13 protein-coding genes and 4 tRNA genes are annotated in these 16217 nt (G+C 57.9%); 11 read left to right on the forward strand and 6 right to left on the reverse strand.

The features are described 5' to 3' along the window. Window positions 1-25 precede the first annotated feature (25 nt). From rpoZ to NOM67_RS19965, 6 genes are all read left to right on the forward strand, one after another. Window positions 26-301: a DNA-directed RNA polymerase subunit omega gene (gene rpoZ, locus NOM67_RS19940; RefSeq protein WP_026456240.1), complete on the forward strand. Its 276-nt coding sequence runs from the start codon at window positions 26-28 to the stop codon at window positions 299-301. Between the two features lie 136 nt (window positions 302-437). Then, on the forward strand, window positions 438-2555 hold the full coding sequence (gene spoT / locus NOM67_RS19945; RefSeq protein WP_043851698.1) for a bifunctional GTP diphosphokinase/guanosine-3',5'-bis pyrophosphate 3'-pyrophosphohydrolase: 2118 nt from the start codon (window positions 438-440) through the stop codon (window positions 2553-2555). Window positions 2556-2600: 45 nt separating this feature from the next. Beyond that, window positions 2601-3332 (forward strand): tRNA (guanosine(18)-2'-O)-methyltransferase TrmH, encoded by a 732-nt coding sequence (trmH, locus tag NOM67_RS19950; RefSeq protein WP_156854490.1) that lies wholly within the window; start codon window positions 2601-2603, stop codon window positions 3330-3332. Next, on the forward strand, window positions 3332-3994 hold the full coding sequence (locus NOM67_RS19955) for a CatB-related O-acetyltransferase (RefSeq protein WP_156854492.1): 663 nt from the start codon (window positions 3332-3334) through the stop codon (window positions 3992-3994). The genes trmH and NOM67_RS19955 overlap by 1 nt, the downstream gene beginning before the upstream one ends. Further along, complete coding sequence (locus tag NOM67_RS19960; protein ID WP_255939623.1) at window positions 3994-5034, forward strand: alpha/beta fold hydrolase; 1041 nt, start codon at window positions 3994-3996, stop codon at window positions 5032-5034. Before NOM67_RS19955 ends, NOM67_RS19960 begins: the two co-directional genes overlap by 1 nt. 89 nt (window positions 5035-5123) lie before the next feature. Beyond that, window positions 5124-5936, forward strand: a complete 813-nt coding sequence (locus NOM67_RS19965) for a Cof-type HAD-IIB family hydrolase (RefSeq protein WP_185227997.1) — start codon at window positions 5124-5126, stop codon at window positions 5934-5936. Window positions 5937-5969: 33 nt separating this feature from the next. Here NOM67_RS19965 and NOM67_RS19970 read toward each other — a convergent pair whose 3' ends face one another. The 6 genes from NOM67_RS19970 to NOM67_RS19995 form a co-directional block, all read right to left on the reverse strand. Then, window positions 5970-6512, reverse strand: a complete 543-nt coding sequence (locus NOM67_RS19970; protein WP_255939625.1) for a lectin — start codon at window positions 6510-6512, stop codon at window positions 5970-5972. Beyond that, window positions 6509-6949, reverse strand: a complete 441-nt coding sequence (locus tag NOM67_RS19975) for an RICIN domain-containing protein (protein ID WP_043851694.1) — start codon at window positions 6947-6949, stop codon at window positions 6509-6511. Before NOM67_RS19975 ends, NOM67_RS19970 begins: the two co-directional genes overlap by 4 nt. Before the next feature lie 222 nt (window positions 6950-7171). Beyond that, window positions 7172-7248: transfer RNA gene (locus NOM67_RS19980), tRNA-Pro, on the reverse strand. 63 nt (window positions 7249-7311) lie between these two features. Then, window positions 7312-7397 (reverse strand) — tRNA-Leu (locus NOM67_RS19985). Between the two features lie 20 nt (window positions 7398-7417). Then, window positions 7418-7493: transfer RNA gene (locus NOM67_RS19990), tRNA-His, on the reverse strand. 51 nt (window positions 7494-7544) lie between these two features. Next, window positions 7545-7621: transfer RNA gene (locus NOM67_RS19995), tRNA-Arg, on the reverse strand. 252 nt (window positions 7622-7873) lie between these two features. Between NOM67_RS19995 and NOM67_RS20000 the strand changes: the two genes are divergently transcribed. The 5 genes from NOM67_RS20000 to gorA all read left to right on the forward strand — a co-directional run bounded on the left by NOM67_RS20000 (window position 7874) and on the right by gorA (window position 16209). Continuing rightward, a complete protein-coding gene (locus tag NOM67_RS20000; RefSeq protein WP_071914565.1) occupies window positions 7874-8470 on the forward strand; it encodes a TetR/AcrR family transcriptional regulator in 597 nt (198 codons plus the stop codon). Continuing rightward, window positions 8467-9600 (forward strand): efflux RND transporter periplasmic adaptor subunit, encoded by a 1134-nt coding sequence (locus NOM67_RS20005; RefSeq protein WP_071914563.1) that lies wholly within the window; start codon window positions 8467-8469, stop codon window positions 9598-9600. Before NOM67_RS20000 ends, NOM67_RS20005 begins: the two co-directional genes overlap by 4 nt. 15 nt (window positions 9601-9615) lie before the next feature. After that, the gene (locus NOM67_RS20010; protein ID WP_043851691.1) at window positions 9616-12696 is read left to right on the forward strand and encodes a multidrug efflux RND transporter permease subunit; all 3081 of its coding nucleotides are present in this window, start codon (window positions 9616-9618) and stop codon (window positions 12694-12696) included. A 119-nt stretch (window positions 12697-12815) separates the two neighbouring features. Then, entirely contained in the window at window positions 12816-14783 is a 1968-nt protein-coding gene (locus tag NOM67_RS20015; RefSeq protein WP_156854498.1) for an ATP-binding protein, read from the forward strand. Between the two features lie 76 nt (window positions 14784-14859). Then, on the forward strand, window positions 14860-16209 hold the full coding sequence (gorA, locus tag NOM67_RS20020) for a glutathione-disulfide reductase (RefSeq protein WP_156854500.1): 1350 nt from the start codon (window positions 14860-14862) through the stop codon (window positions 16207-16209). Window positions 16210-16217: the final 8 nt, after the last annotated feature.

The raw sequence follows: 16217 nt of genomic DNA on the forward strand, positions 1-16217 counted from the left end.
AAAGCCCACATAACTGGAGTCCTGCATGGCACGCGTTACTGTAGAAGATGCTGTAAAACAGGTTGGTAACCGTTTTGACCTGGTGCTGGTCGCCGCACGCCGCGCCCGTCAAATCGCGGTTCAAGGCAAAGATCCGCTGGTTGAAGAAGAGAACGACAAGCCGACCGTGATCGCCCTGCGTGAGATCGAGCTGGGTCTGGTAAACAACCAGGTAATGGACACCCAGGATCGCTACGAGCAGCAAGAACAGGAAGCCGCCGAGCTGGCTGCCGTTGCTGCCATCGCCGAAGGCCGCGGTTAAGTAAGTCTTTCCCCATAGTCGGTACCCGCCCGGGTGCCGACTGTTCATCCCCATTTACAACCGCTCGAAAACCTCGCAAACTCAGGTCTACACGCTCAACTCCACGAATTGCCGTTTCACCGCTGCGGGGACTGTCTTGTATTTATTTGAAAATCTTAAAGAAATAGCCAGTTCCTACCTGCCGCCCGAGCAGGTCGAGAAGCTCAGGCAAGCCTATGTGGTGGCCCGTGATGCCCACCAGGGACAGATGCGTTCCAGTGGCGAGCCCTATATCACCCACCCCGTCGCCGTTGCCCGAATTCTGGGCGATATGCGCCTCGATCATGAAACCCTGATGGCCGCCGTGCTGCACGACGTCATTGAGGATACCCCCATCACCAAGGCCGATCTGGCTGAACAGTTTGGCGATGCGGTCGCCGAGCTGGTAGCCGGGGTCTCCAAGCTCGACAAGCTGAAGTTTCGCGATCGCAAAGAGGCTCAGGCCGAGAACTTCCGCAAGATGGTGATGGCGATGACCCAGGATATCCGGGTCATTCTGATCAAGCTGGCCGACCGCACCCACAATATGCGCACCCTGGGCTCGCTGCGACCGGACAAGCGCCGCCGCATCGCCCGGGAAACCCTCGAAATCTTCGCCCCCATCGCCAACCGCCTCGGTATTCACACCATGAAGAACGAGCTCGAAGAGCTGGGCTTCGAGGCGCTCTATCCGATGCGCTCCCGCGTGCTGCGCGAATCGGTGCGCCGCGCCCGTGGCAATCGCCGCGAGATTATCGACTCCATCCAGAGCGAAATCAGCGGTCGTCTGAAAGAGGCGGGGATTGAGCATCAGGTCAGTGGTCGCGAGAAGAACCTGTTCTCCATCTACAACAAGATGGAGAAAAAAGAGCTGCAATTTCATGAGGTAATGGATATCTACGCCTTTCGGGTCAAAGTGAAGGACATAGATACCTGTTACCGGGTGCTGGGACAGATGCACAGCCTCTACAAGCCGCGCCCCGGCCGCTTCAAGGATTACATCGCCATCCCCAAGACCAACGGCTACCAGTCGCTGCATACCTCGCTGGTGGGGCCGCACGGGGTACCGGTCGAGGTGCAAATCCGCACCGAATTTATGGATCAGATGGCTGATAAAGGGGTTGCTGCCCACTGGGCCTACAAACAGGATGGCGACAGTTCGGGTACTACCGCCCAGATCCGCGCCCAGCGCTGGATGCAGAGCCTGCTGGAATTACAGCAGAGCGCCGGCAGCTCATTTGAATTTATCGAGGGGGTCAAAACCGACCTCTTCCCCGACGAAATCTACGTCTTTACCCCCGAAGGGCGCATCATGGAGCTGCCCGCTGGCGCCACGCCGGTGGACTTTGCCTACACGGTGCACACCGACATCGGCCACGCCTGCGTCGGTTCACGGGTCGACCGCCACCCCTACCCGCTCAGCAGCCCGCTGCACTCGGGCCAGACGGTGGAGATCATCACGGCACCGGGCGCCCGTCCCAACGCGGCCTGGCTCAACTTCGTGGTGACTACCAAGGCGCGCTCCAAGATCCGCCAGTTCCTCAAGAACCTGCGCACCGAAGAGTCGGTGGTACTGGGTCGCCGCCTGCTCAACCATGCGCTGGGCGCCAAGAATATCGAAGACATCCCCGAGCCGCGCATCAAACAGGTGCTGGCCGACACCAAGCACGAGAACCTGCAAGGCCTGCTGGCTGATGTGGGCCTCGGCAACGCCATGAGTGTCATGGTGGCGCGCCGCATGCTGGGGGATGAACTGCCGCCGGAAGAACAGCCCAAAACCAGCAGCAAGAAGATGCCGATCAAGGGTGCCGACGGCATGCTGGTCACCTTCGCCAACTGCTGCCGCCCGATCCCGGGGGATGCCATCATCGCCCACATCAGCCCGGGCAAGGGTCTGGTGATCCACCAGGAAGCCTGTCGCAACATCAAGGGCTACAGCAAGGAGCCGGACAAGTACCTGCCGGTGCAGTGGGAAGTGGACAAGGAGCAGGAACAGGAGTTCCGCACCGGCATCAGCATCGAGATCATCAATCATCAGGGTGCGCTGGCCGAGCTGGCCAACGTGATTGCCGCCACCGGTGCCAACATTCACGCCATCAGCACCGAAGAGAAGGATGGCCGGGTCTATCAGGTGAGCCTGCTCATCACCACCAAGAGCCGTATCCATCTGGCCAACATCATGCGCAAGATCCGCGTCATGCCCAACGTGCTCAAGGTGAGCCGGCAAAAGAACTGATCACACAGGCGGCGCAAGCCGCCTGCTGCTTTTTAAGAGACAACCATGACCCCCGAACGCTTCAAGCGCATCACCGATATACTGGCCCAGCGTCAGCTCGATTTGACTGTCTGTATGGAAGAGGTGCACAAACCTCACAACCTGGCTGCCATCGTGCGTACCGCCGATGCCATCGGCATCCACCGGGTACATGCAGTCTGGCCCAAGACCTGGATCCACAAGCGCAAGGGCACCGCCCGCGGCAGCCAGAACTGGGTGGATGTGAAACTGCACCCGGACATCGGCAGCGCGGTCGCCGAGCTGAAAGCCTCCGGCATGCAGATCCTGGCGACCCACCTCTCCGACAGCTCGGTCGATTTTCGCGCCATCGACTACACCAAACCGACCGCCATTCTGGTGGGACAGGAGAAGCACGGCATCGGTGAAGAGGCGCTGGCCCTGGCCGATCACCATATCGTCATTCCCATGGTCGGCATGGTGCAGTCCCTCAACGTCTCGGTGGCCGCTGCCGCCATCCTCTACGAGGCGCAGCGCCAGCGCGAGCAGGCCGGTTGCTATCAGCGCGGCTGTCCGCTCACGCTGGAGGAGCAAAACAGCATCCTGTTCGAGGGTGGATATCCCATCTATGCCCAACTCTGCAAAGAGAAAGAGATGCCCTACCCCCAGCTCGGCCCGGCCGGTGAAATTCTGGCAGACGAAGAGTGGTGGCAACGGATGCAGCTGACCCGCAAAGGCTGGGCCCAACAGATCGAGCAGGACGACCTACAGGAGGAGTGATGGAGAACCCTTTTGGCAGCTGGCTGGAATCCCGCATCATCCGGGATCACCTGACCAACCCGAATATAGAGGCCGGCGACTACAGCTACTACTCCGGCTACTACCACGGCAAGCCGTTCGAGGATCACTGTGTCCGTTATTTACTCGGGGATGGCTCGACCAGAGCAAGCTGGGACAGCGGCGAGTGGGGTACAGAAGTAGACCGCCTGATCATCGGCAAGTTCTGCTCCATCGCCTCGGGCGCCACCTTCATGCTGGCAGGCAATCAGGGCCACCGGCTGGATTGGGTCTCCACCTTCCCGTTCAACCCCGATACCTTTGGCGAAGGGGCCTGTAGTGGCTTTCTGCGCAAAGGAGATACCCGGATCGGCAACGATGTCTGGATCGGCTCGGAAGCGATGATCATGCCCGGCATCACCATAGGTGATGGCGCCGTTATCGCCACTCGTGCCGTGGTGACCAAGGATGTGGCCCCTTACACCATAGTCGGCGGCAATCCGGCCCAACCGATCCGCCGCCGTTTCAACGATGAGCAGATCGCCATGCTGCAAGAGATGCAGTGGTGGGACTGGCCTCTGCCCACACTGCAAAGCGCCATGTCGCTGCTCTGCTCCGGTGACATCGCAATGCTTTATCAATACTGGCAAACGGAGTGTGCCTGATGAAATCCCTCTCGATTCCCCTGTTGGCCCTGACCCTGTTTTCTGCCGGAGCCCTTGCCGTGACCAATCCCTATGCGCTGACCAGCGAAGCCGATGTGCCCACCCTCTACCAGCAAACCCTGCCCGACTTCTGGCGCCAGCATGCCATAGAAGGAGAGTTCAAGAGCAAGGATGGCGTCGCCATCCGCTATGCCGCGCTGCGGCAGGAGAAGGTTGATCGCGCCATCCTGATCGTCAACGGCCGGGTAGAAAGCTACCTCAAGTATCAGGAGCTGGCATGGGATCTCTGGCGCCAGGGCTACAGCCTCTACCTTATCGACCATCGTGGTCAGGGGATGTCCGGCCGCATGCTGAACGACCATGACAAGGGTTATGTCGACCAGTTCGACGATTATGTCGTCGATATGAAGCAGTTTCACGACCAGATAATCATGGCGGACAAGCCCGCCAAGCTGTTCCTGCTGGCTCACTCCATGGGGGGTGCCATCTCGGCCCGCTATCTGGAGCGCTGGCCCGATGATATCCGCGCCGCCGTGCTCTCCTCCCCCATGCTGGGCATCAATCTGGGCGGCCTGCCCAAATGGCTGGCTAAGGGGCTGGCCACCACCATAGGAACAGTCGGCGGCTGGTTTGGCGAACCACCCTATGGGCCGGGTCAGGGCCCCTATCAGGATCATGGCTTTGCCGATAACGAGCTGACTCACAGCCAGTCACGCTATCAGGCTTTCCGCCAGATTTATGAGCAGCACCCGCAGATCAAGCTGGGGGGGGCCACCGCCCACTGGATTTATCAGGGGATCACCGGTGCCGATGCCGCCATTGCCGATGCGGGCGCCATCAAGACGCCGCTGCTACTACTGCAGGCTGGCAACGACAGCGTGGTGGACAACGCGGCGCAGGATGCGTTTTGCACCAAAGCCAACTGCGAAGGGGGCAAGCCGCTGCGAATTGAAGGGGCCTGGCACGAGCTCTTCATCGAATCCGACGACAAGCGCCAGCCCGCGCTGACCGCCATGCTCGATTTCTTCGCCCGCTACTAGGCTGGCTATTTTTTGTAACCCTAAATAAATGGGGTGACCATGCAGGCTGGGGTAAACTGCCCCCGCTTTCAATTGATGCCGAGGTAAAGATGTTCAAGGTAGTTGTATCCGATCTCGATGGAACTCTGCTCAACAAGCAGCACCAGATCTCCTCCCGTACCCGGGAGACCGTCCGCCGTCTGGTTGAGCAGGGCGTGAAATTCGTGGTCGCCACCGGCCGTCACCACGTCGATGTACGCAGCTTCCGCGATGCGCTCGGTCTGGATATCTACCTTATCACCTCCAACGGCGCCGTGGTGCATGACAAACAGGGCAAACTGGTGTTCAACCAGCCGCTGCCGACCGACATCGCCGCCGAGCTGGTTGCGCTCGAACGTGACCCATCCATCCATCTCAACGTCTATCAGGGCGATGACTGGGTGGTCGAGGAGGAGCTGCCCTGGTTGCTGCAATTCCACGACGAATCCGGCTTCACCTATCGTCTGGTCGATGACCTGAAACAGGAGTCGATGGAGCAGATCAACAAGGTCTTCTACATCGGTGACCACGAGAAGCTGCTGAAGATCGAGGAGCACCTCAACCAGCGCTACGGCGACCAGCTCAACGTCACCTTCTCCCTGCCGGACTGCCTCGAAGTGATGCACGCCGGCGTCCACAAGGGCAATGCCGTGCGCGCCGTACTGGAGCAACACGGGCTGGAGATGTCCCAGGCCATCGCCTTCGGTGACGGCATGAACGACTTCGAAATGCTGAGCATGGTGGGTCGAGGCATCGTCATGGGTAACGCCCACGACCGCCTGAAAATGGCACTGCCGGAGCATGAGCAAACACTCACCTCCGATGAAGATGGCGTTGCCGTCTATCTGGAGCGCTGTTTCGAACTGGAACCGGTCGCCAGCTAAATAAAAACGGGAACCATCGGGTTCCCGTTTTTATTACTTCCGCCGAAAGCGCTGGTTGTCACCGCCGTGGCACTGCCAGAGGATCAGGGGAGTGCCATTGGCGCTTCCCCCCTGAGCAACATCCAGACAGAGCTTGCTGCTGCGACTCATGAGCCGATCTCGCTCCCAGCGCCACTGCTGGTTGTCGCCACCATGGCAATCCCAGGCAATCACCTTGGCACCGGCATCGCGGCCGCCCCCGGCAACATCCAGACACTTGTCGCCAACCCTTATGGCATTGCCATCAAGACGAAAACGCTGGTTATCCCCGCCGTGACAATCCCATAGCTGCAAGCGGTTGCCATTACGTACACCACCGGCAATATCGAGACATTTGCCATTGGCTGCCACGATTTGCCCGCCATGCTCTTCCCGGGCGCGAGCTTCTTTCTTTTCCTGCTTGTGGCCGTAATACGCAGCGGCACCGATGGCACCAATCACCACAGTGCCCAACAGCAGATCAGAAGAGTCGAGATTCTGGCACCCTCCCAGAGAGAGCGACAGACATGCAGCAATCAGAGGTGACGGGCGAATCATTCAATCCCCCCGACCAGAAAGCTCTGGTTGGCCCCACCGTAACAGTCGGCCAGACGCAGAGGCGTATTCGCAAAGTGACGTCGGCCAGCGACATCCAGACAACGGGAGACCTTGCTGTTAAAGAGTTTGTCCTCCTGCCACACCCACTGCGCATGGCCATCACAGGGCGCCAACATCAGCTCATTGCTGTTCTTGGCCTGCAGGCAGGTCTGCTGCAACTTCAACTCGCCAAGATCCCACTCCAATGGTTGTGCATCTTTATCAGTGCAAACCTGTGTCACCGCCTGCTGGCGGGCAATGCCGACACAAAAACCATTGTTGGTCAGCAAAAGTGAGGGGGCTGACTCGCTCTGCGGATGGGCAACCACGATCGTGCTCAGCATCTCATCGGTCGATGGCGGTTTAAGGGTACACCCGCCCAGTACCATGGCCGCCATAAGTGCGGGGTAGCGGGAGAAAATCGAAATTCTGTTATGCATAAAAACAAGCCTGAAAGAGGTCTGTGACATCCGGTCACCAAGGACTCCAGCTGGCAGGATAACTGAAGAGAGGGCAAGACTGTCCGGATAGAGTGTAAACAGACGTTACAGCAACGTGGAAAACGAGGATAGGAGCGGCAGAAAGCAAAAAACCTCGCCGAAGCGAGGTTTTTCAGAATGTGGTCGGTGATAAAGGATTCGAACCTTTGACCCTCTGGTCCCAAACCAGATGCGCTACCGGGCTGCGCTAATCACCGAGAATATTTTGTCTTACAAAAAACAAAGACGACCTGATGGCCATCCTCGTTATACAGCAAGTATGGTGCGAAGAGAGGGACTCGAACCCTCACACCCGGGGGGCACTAACACCTGAAGCTAGCGCGTCTACCAATTCCGCCACCTTCGCGTACCTGACAAGCTGTAAAATGGGGTGGCTGATGGGGCTCGAACCCACGACAACCGGAATCACAATCCGGGACTCTACCAACTGAGCTACAGCCACCACAGCTGTTTTCGTTCTACAACAACGCCCGTTTAACCGGCGCACTTTGGATGGTGCGCCCGACAGGATTCGAACCTGTGACCTCTGCCTCCGGAGGGCAGCGCTCTATCCAGCTGAGCTACGGGCGCTACGCTGTCGAACGGGGCGCAATATTAATGATGGGGGGCATGCTTGTCTACACTTTTTTTGTCCCTTTGCGCCAAGCGTTGTTTTTTCAAACAAATAGCGCGTTTTTGGCTCATTTTTCCCCCAACAACACACCCGCTGGTTCGCCTGGATGATCGCTTTCGGCGCTATTTTCCGTATTAACCATGTTGCCGCCTTGACTTGATCTCTTCCCCACCTAGAATGAATGAACGTTCATTCACGAGTTCATTCTGATGAGTCACGACAAGAAAGAGATCATCTTCAATGCCGCCCATGAGGTGCTGGGTGAACGGGGTTTTCATGGCCTGTCGATCGCCGAAGTCGCCAAGAAAGCCGGCGTCGCTGCCGGCACCATCTATCGCTACTTCAATGACAAGGATGATCTGATTCGACAGTTGCATCAGCACACGATATTGCAGTGCGTGCCGCTGGTCATAAGAGAAGTGAATTTCAATGAAGTTTCATTTCAACAATTTCGACAATTATGGCTCAATATTCATGCCATTTTTGTGAACGAACCCAACGCTCTGAAATGCAAATTACAGTATGAGAGCTCGCCCCTCGGGGCCGAGCTGGCCACCAATCCTGTTCTGCTGTCGGCATGGGAGCCACTGGACAGATTTTTTGAGCGAGGTGTTGAGCAAGAATTGTTTATTGATTTACCGATACGAGCACTCCAGGTATTGAGCCTGGACAGTGTGGTACACCTGGCCCTGCAGTGCGGGGTTCACAAGATCATGCTGACCGAACAGCAGTTGGAAACTGTTATTCGTGCTAGCTGGAATGCAATTTTATCTCCCAATACTTCCACCTCAGGAGCCTGTTCATGAAAAAGTGGATGGCCATTATGTTGCTGATAGCGATCGCCCTGTTTGGCAGCGTCATCGGCTTCAATTTGTTTAAACAGAAAATGATTGCCAAATACATGGCCAACCGGCCGGAGCCTGAATTCCCGGTAACGGCCATGGTAACCAAGGCGCAGGACTGGATCCCGACCATCGAGGCGATCGGCTTTATCGAGCCGAATCAGGGGGTTACCCTCTCGACCGAACTGTCAGGCACCATTGATACCATCACTTTCGAATCAGGCAAGCCGGTCAAGGCTGACCAGCTGCTGCTGAGCCTAGACTCCAGCGTGGAGAAGGCCAATCTGCGCGCCTCCCAGGCCAAGCTGCCGGCGGCAAAAGCCAAATTCGACCGTTTCCAGAACCTCTACAAGACCAGCTCCATCTCCAAAGAGCAGCTGGATGAGGCGGAAGCAGCCTATCGCTCGCTGGAAGCGGATATCGAGAGTCTGAAGGCGACCATTGCCCGTCGTGAAGTCCGCGCCCCTTTCAGCGGCGTGGTCGGTCTGCGCAATGTCTTCCTTGGTCAGTACCTGCAACCGGGTACCGATATCGTGCGTCTGGAAGACACCAGCGTGATGCGTCTGCGTTTCACCGTGCCCCAGACCGATATCTCCAAAATCAAACTGGGTCAGATCATCAAAATCAATGTAGATGCCTATCCCCAGACCCAGTTTGATGGCCATATCACCGCCATCGAGCCTGCCGTCAACTACCAGAGCGGCCTGATCCAGGTGCAGGCAGATATCCCGAATAACGATGGCCAGCTCCGCTCCGGCATGTTTGCCCGCGCCAGCATCATCCTGCCAACCGTACAGAACCAGATCGTGGTGCCGCAGTCTGCCATCTCCTTCACTCTCTATGGTCAGAACGTCTACGTGCTCAAAGAGAGCGAAGAGACCGACAAAGAGGGCAAGAAGGTGATGGTCAAACGCGCCAAGCAGGTAGTCGTCAAGGCGGGTGAGCGACGTGGCAATGACGTGCACGTACTCTCCGGCATTCAGGCTGGCGACGAGATCGTGCTGTCAGGCCAGGTTCGTCTGAGTAATGACACCAAGGTGCATGTGGTCGAGAACGATGCTCTGGCCGTTCCGGCACAAACCCCGATGCTGTAAGCGCGGAGATCTGCGATGCGATTTACTGACATATTCATAAAACGACCCGTGCTGGCAATCTCGCTCAGCTTCCTGATCGCCCTGCTGGGCTTTCAGGCAGTCTTCAAGATGCAGGTACGGGAATACCCCGAGGTGACCAACACGGTGATCACGGTCAACACCAGCTATTACGGTGCCAGTGCCGACCTGATCCAGGGTTTCATCACCCAGCCGCTCGAACAGGCGGTCGCGCAAGCCGACAACATCGACTTCATGACCTCCTCCAGCCAGCTGGGCAGCTCCACCGTCACCGCGTACATGAAGCTCAACACCGACCCGAATGCCGCGCTGTCCGACATCCTGGCCAAGGTCAACTCGGTGCGCTCCCAGTTGCCCAAAGAGGCGGAAGACCCCTCGGTCACCTCCTCAACCGGTTCAACCACAGCGGTGCTCTACCTCGGTTTCACCAGCCCGGAGCTCAACTCCAGCCAGATCACCGACTATCTGGAGCGGGTTATCAAACCGCAGCTCTTTACCGTCGGCGGGGTCTCCAAGGTTGACCTCTACGGTGGTGTGAAGTTTGCGCTGCGGGTATGGCTGGATCCGGCCAAGATGGCGGCGTTCAATCTGACCGCCAGCGACGTGATGACAGTGCTCAACAGCAACAACTATCAGTCGGCCACGGGTCAGGCGACCGGTTACTTCACCCTCTTCAACGGCAATGCCGAAACGCAGGTCGGTGATATCGAAGAGCTGAAGCGTCTGGTGGTAGCCAGCCGTGACAGCAAGGTGATCCGTCTCTCCGACATCGCCAAGGTCACGATGGAGAAGAGCCACGACGTCTATCGCGCCAGCGCCAACGGCCGTGAAGCCGTGGTTATGGCGGTCAACGCCGCACCGACTGCCAACCCCATCAACATCGCCCACGATGTACTGGAGCTGCTGCCGAGTCTGAAGCGCAACATGCCGAGCACCATGCAGGTGAACGTGCTGTATGACTCCACCATCGCCATCAATGAATCGATCAGCGAGGTTATCAAGACCATTCTGGAAGCGGCCGCCATCGTACTGGTGGTGATTACCCTGTTCCTGGGCTCGTTCCGCGCGGTCATCATCCCGATCATCACCATCCCGCTCAGTCTTATCGGCGTGGTGATGATGATGGACATGTTCGGCTTCTCGATAAACCTGATGACCCTGCTGGCGATGGTTCTGGCCATCGGTCTGGTGGTGGATGACGCCATCGTGGTGCTGGAGAACGTGGACCGCCACATCAAGGAGGGTGAAGAGCCCTTCCGGGCAGCCATTATCGGTACTCGCGAAATCGCCGTGCCGGTTATCGCCATGACGGTCACGCTGGCGGCGGTATACGCGCCGATCGCCCTGATGGGGGGTATCACCGGCTCGCTGTTCAAGGAGTTTGCCCTGACCCTGGCGGGCGCCGTGTTCGTTTCGGGCATCATCGCCCTGACCCTGTCGCCGATGATGTGCTCCAAGATGCTCCGGGCCAACGAAACGCCAAGCAAGTTCGAGAGCACTGTCCACCACCTGCTGGAGCGGATGACCGAGCGCTATGACCGCATGCTGCATGCCGTGATGCAAAAACGCATCGTGGTAGTAGTCTTTGCCATCATCGTCTTCGCCAGCCTGCCGCTGCTGTTCAAGTTCATTCCGAGTGAGCTGGCACCATCGGAAGATAAAGGGGTAATGGCGGTACTGGGGACAGCCCCCTCCAACGCCAACCTGGACTACATCGAAAACACCATGGCCGATGTGAACAAGATCCTGGATGAGCAGCCGGAAATCGCCTACTCCCAGGTCTTCTCCGGTGTGTTCAACTCCAACCAGGCGTTCGGTATCGCCTCCATGGTGCCCTGGAGCCAGCGTGAAGCGAGCCAGAAAGAGGTGCTGGATCGCGTCGCCAAACTGGTGAAAGACATCCCGGGTATGGCCATCACCACCTTCCAGTTCCCTGAACTGCCGGGTGCTTCCAGCGGTCTGCCGATCCAGTTCGTCATCACCACCCCGAACAGCTTCGAAAGTCTGTTCCTGGTGGCTGGCGAGATGCTGAGCGCAGCCGAGAGCAATGGTCAGTTCGTCTATTCGGATCTCGATCTGAACTACGACTCTGCCACCATGAAGATCAAGATCGACAAGGACAAGGCGGGTGCCTACGGCATCACCATGCAGGACATAGGTATCACCATGGGCACCATGATGGCGGACGGTTACGTCAACCGTATCGACCTGGATGGCCGCTCTTATGAAGTGATCCCGCAGGTCGAGCGTAAATACCGCCTCAACCCGGAATCCATGAAGGGGTACTACGTCCGCGCCGCTGACGGCAAATCTATCCCGCTGGGCAGCCTGATCAGCATTGAAGTTGTCGGTGAGCCGCGTGCCCTGCCCCACTTCAACCAGCTGAACTCCGCCACCATAGGTGCGGTTCCAGCCCCCGGGGTTGCCATGGGTGATGCCATCAACTGGTTCAAGACCACCGCCGACGAGAAGCTGCCGCAAGGCTATCGCTACGACTTTATGGGTGAAGCTCGCCAGTTCGTTACCGAAGGTAATGCGCTTTACGCCACCTTCGCGCTGGCACTGGCCATCATCTTCCTGGTGCTGGCCATCCAGTTCGAATCGGTACGCGACCCGCTGGTGATCATGGTCTCGGTTCCGCTGGCCATCAGTGGTGCCCTGATCGCGCTCGCGTGGGGTCTGGCGACCATGAACATCTACTCCCAGGTGGGCCTCATCACCCTGGTGGGTCTGATTACCAAACACGGTATTCTGATCTGCGAGGTGGCCAAAGAGGAGCAGCTGTTGCACGGCATGAACCGGATGGAAGCCGTGATGCAGGCCGCCAAAGTGCGTCTGCGTCCAATCCTGATGACCACAGCCGCCATGATTGCCGGTCTGATCCCGCTGCTCTATGCAGCAGGCGCAGGGGCCGCCCAGCGCTTCAGTATCGGTATCGTCATCGTGGCCGGTCTGGCTATCGGCACCCTGTTCACCCTGTTCGTGCTGCCGGTGATCTACACCTTCCTGGCGTCCGAGCACAAACCGCTGCCGGTCTTTGACGAGACCATTCCGCCCAAGGCAAACAGCGGAAACTAAGCGTTCATCTCAAGCAAAAGGCCCCGTAACGGGGCCTTTTTTATGCTTTGCAGGAAAGACGACATAAGTCCATGAAGCAGTTAAACTAAAAAACATCACATCCAGACCGCAAGGACGCCATGTCAGGACATTTCTTCAAGACCGCCAGGGCCGTCGGCAGTAACGGACTCTCATACCGTCTGCTCTCCTATATTCTGGTCTGCAGTACCGTACTGGCGATGATCATCACTGCACTGCAACTTGCCTGGGATTACCGCAAGGACGTTGCCGTTATCGAAGACAGCATCGGCCAGATCGAGGCCTCTTTTCTGCAACCTATCGCTGCCAGCTTGTGGAACCTGGATGAAGAGCAGGTGAAGGTACAGATCGAGGGCATCATGAACCTGCCCAACATGCAGTTCGTGATGGTCAAGGAGATGCTCGGCAACTCCGAAGTCCCGCTACTGACCCAGGGGGTGGAGCGGGAAAGCTACGACATCTCCCGCGAATTCAACCTCACCTATCAAGGCGAAGTGGTGGGCAAGCTGTTCGTAGCAGCCTCGCTGGAGCAGATCTACCAGCGCCTGATCGAGAAATCGGTGCTGATCATGGTCAGCCAGACTATCAAGACGCTGGTGGTCTCGTTTTGCATCCTGATCATCATTTACTATCTGGTGGTTCGTCACATCAACCGCATCGCCAGCTATGCCCAGAAGTTCAATCTGGATCGGCTCGACATGGAGCTTGAGCTGGAGGGGCGCCCCCTGCCCCGCAAAAAGCCTGATGAACTGGATACCCTGGTCGCCACTCTCAACCAGATGCGCACCCGGCTACGCGATGAGCTGCTGGCTCGCCATCAGGCCGTGGAACAGTTGCAACAGGAGCGCGACTTCTCTGCCACTCTGATCAATTCGGCCAACATGGTGATCTGCTGCATGGAGCCGGATCTCACCATCGCCAGCATCAACCCGGCAGCCATCCTGCTGACCGGCTACCACCAGCAGGAGCTGCTGCAACACAACTGGCTCGATCTCTTTGTCAGCAACGCCCAACGTCAGGAGCTGAGCAACATCCTCTCGGCAGAGGGGTCACTCGCCGACAAGGTGGTCATCATGCATGACCAGCAGGCCCATGAACTGGTGCTGCAGTGGACTTTTGTCCCCTTCTACGAAGGGCCCAACCTCAAATACCAGATCGGGTTTGGCTATGACATCACCCAATTGAAGAAGGTCGAGCGGGAGATTATCCAGCTCAACGAGCAGTTGGAAGGCAAGGTTGCCGAGCGAACTCGCAGCCTGAGCGAAGCCAACACCCAGCTGGGCAAGGCTTACGACGATCTGAAGCAGGCTCAGCAGACTCTGGTAGAGTCGGAAAAAATGGCGTCTCTGGGTTCACTGGTGGCCGGAGTGGCCCACGAGATCAACACCCCGATCGGTATCAGTGTGACGGCTTCCTCCTATCTGCAGGAGCGAGTTGCCGACTTCAAATCGCACATTGAGTCAAAACAGCTGTCACGCTCCTATCTCAACGAGTTCACCGTCAACCTCGACGAGTCCATGCAGCTGCTGCAAGGCAACCTGCGCCGCGCCTCCGAACTGATTGCCAGCTTCAAGCAGGTGGCTGTCGATCAGTCATCGGAAGCTCGCTACAACTTCAGCCTCGCCGACAACCTCCATCAGGTGGTCGTCTCCCTTGGCCACAAGCTGAAAAAGGCCCAGTGCGAGGTCGATATCCAATGCGATCCCAAGCTGTCGATCTTCTCCTTCCCCGGCAGCTTTACCCAGATCTACTCAAACCTGATCCTCAACTCCATCAACCATGGTTTCGACAACTGGGACAAACCCAAGAAGATCACCATCAAGGTAGAGCAGCAGGGAGAAGAGTTGCTGATCGACTACAGCGACAACGGTCGCGGCATTCCGCCGGAGATATTGCCGCGCATCTTCGATCCGTTTGTCACCTCCAAGCGGGGCCAGGGCGGTAGCGGCCTCGGTACTCACATCATCTACAACCTGGTGGTGCAGCTGCTGCGCGGCCGCATCCACTGTGCCAGCGAACCGGGTAACGGCGCCGAGTTCCATATTCGTCTGCCGATCCAACATAACTGAGCGCTGGCTCTTGTGAGCCAGCCGCTTTATCCCCATCATGCTGTGATTGCATTCTTAATGAGCGGAGAACCTCGCAATGGCACAGCATTTTGACTATATCGCCATCGGCGGCGGCAGCGGCGGTATCGCTTCTGCCAACCGGGCTGCCATGTACGGTAAGAAAGTTGCCCTGATTGAAGCCAAAGAGTTGGGTGGAACCTGCGTCAACGTAGGCTGCGTCCCGAAGAAAGCCATGTGGTATGCAGGCCAGATCGCCGATGCCCTTAAATATGGCGCCGATTACGGCTTCGACACCACTCTCAACCACTTCGACTGGGCCAAGCTGGTCGAGTCCCGCAAGGCCTACATCGGCCGCATTCACACCTCCTATCAGAATGTGCTGGGCAAGAACCAGATCACCGTCATCAAGGGATTTGCCCGCTTCGTCAATAGCAACACGATCGAGGTCAATGGTGAGCAATACACCGCAGATCACTTCCTGATCGCTACCGGTGGCCGCCCGGAAATTCCGGCCATCCCGGGTGCCGAACTGGGGATTGACTCCGACGGCTTCTTCGAGTTGCAGAGCCAACCCAAGCGGGTTGCAGTGGTAGGTGCTGGCTATATCGCCGTCGAGATCGCCGGGGTGATGCAGGCACTGGGCTCAGAAACCCATCTGGTGGTGCGCAAGCACGCCCCGCTGCGCAATTTCGATCCCATGATCCACGAGACACTGGTCGAAATCATGGCGCAGGAAGGGCCCAAGCTGCATACCCACGCCATTCCCAAGGCCGTGCTCAAGAACGCTGACAACAGCCTGACCCTGCAGCTGGAAGATGGTCGCCACCTCACCGTCGACTGCCTGATCTGGGCCATCGGTCGCGTCCCGGCTACCGACAACCTGAATCTGGCCGCCGCCGGTATCGCGCTGGACGAGAAGGGCTTTATCCCGACCGACAAGTTCCAGAATACTGCCGTTGCCAACATCTATGCAGTAGGTGACAACACTGGTCGCATCCAGCTCACGCCGGTAGCCGTCGCAGCGGGCCGTCGCCTCTCCGAGCGGCTGTTCAACAACAAGCCGAACGAGCACCTTAACTACGATCTGGTACCGACCGTGGTCTTCAGCCACCCTCCCATCGGCACCATTGGCCTGACCGAACCGGAAGCCATCGCCGAATACGGTGAGGGGCAGGTGAAGGTCTACCGCAGCCAGTTCACCGCCATGTATTCTGCGCTGACCCAGCATCGCCAGCCCACCCGGATGAAACTGGTCTGCGTCGGTCCTGAAGAGAAGGTGGTCGGTCTGCATGGCATCGGTTTTGCGATGGACGAGATCCTGCAAGGCTTTGGCGTCGCCATGAAGATGGGTGCCACCAAGGCGGACTTCGACAACTGTGTCGCAATCCACCCCACCAGCGCAGAAGAGTTTGTAACCATGCGCTAAGCACGCTG

Origin of the sequence: Aeromonas sp. SG16 (assembly GCF_024436135.1) — a bacterium.
In the GTDB taxonomy this organism is placed as follows: domain Bacteria; phylum Pseudomonadota; class Gammaproteobacteria; order Enterobacterales; family Aeromonadaceae; genus Aeromonas; species Aeromonas jandaei.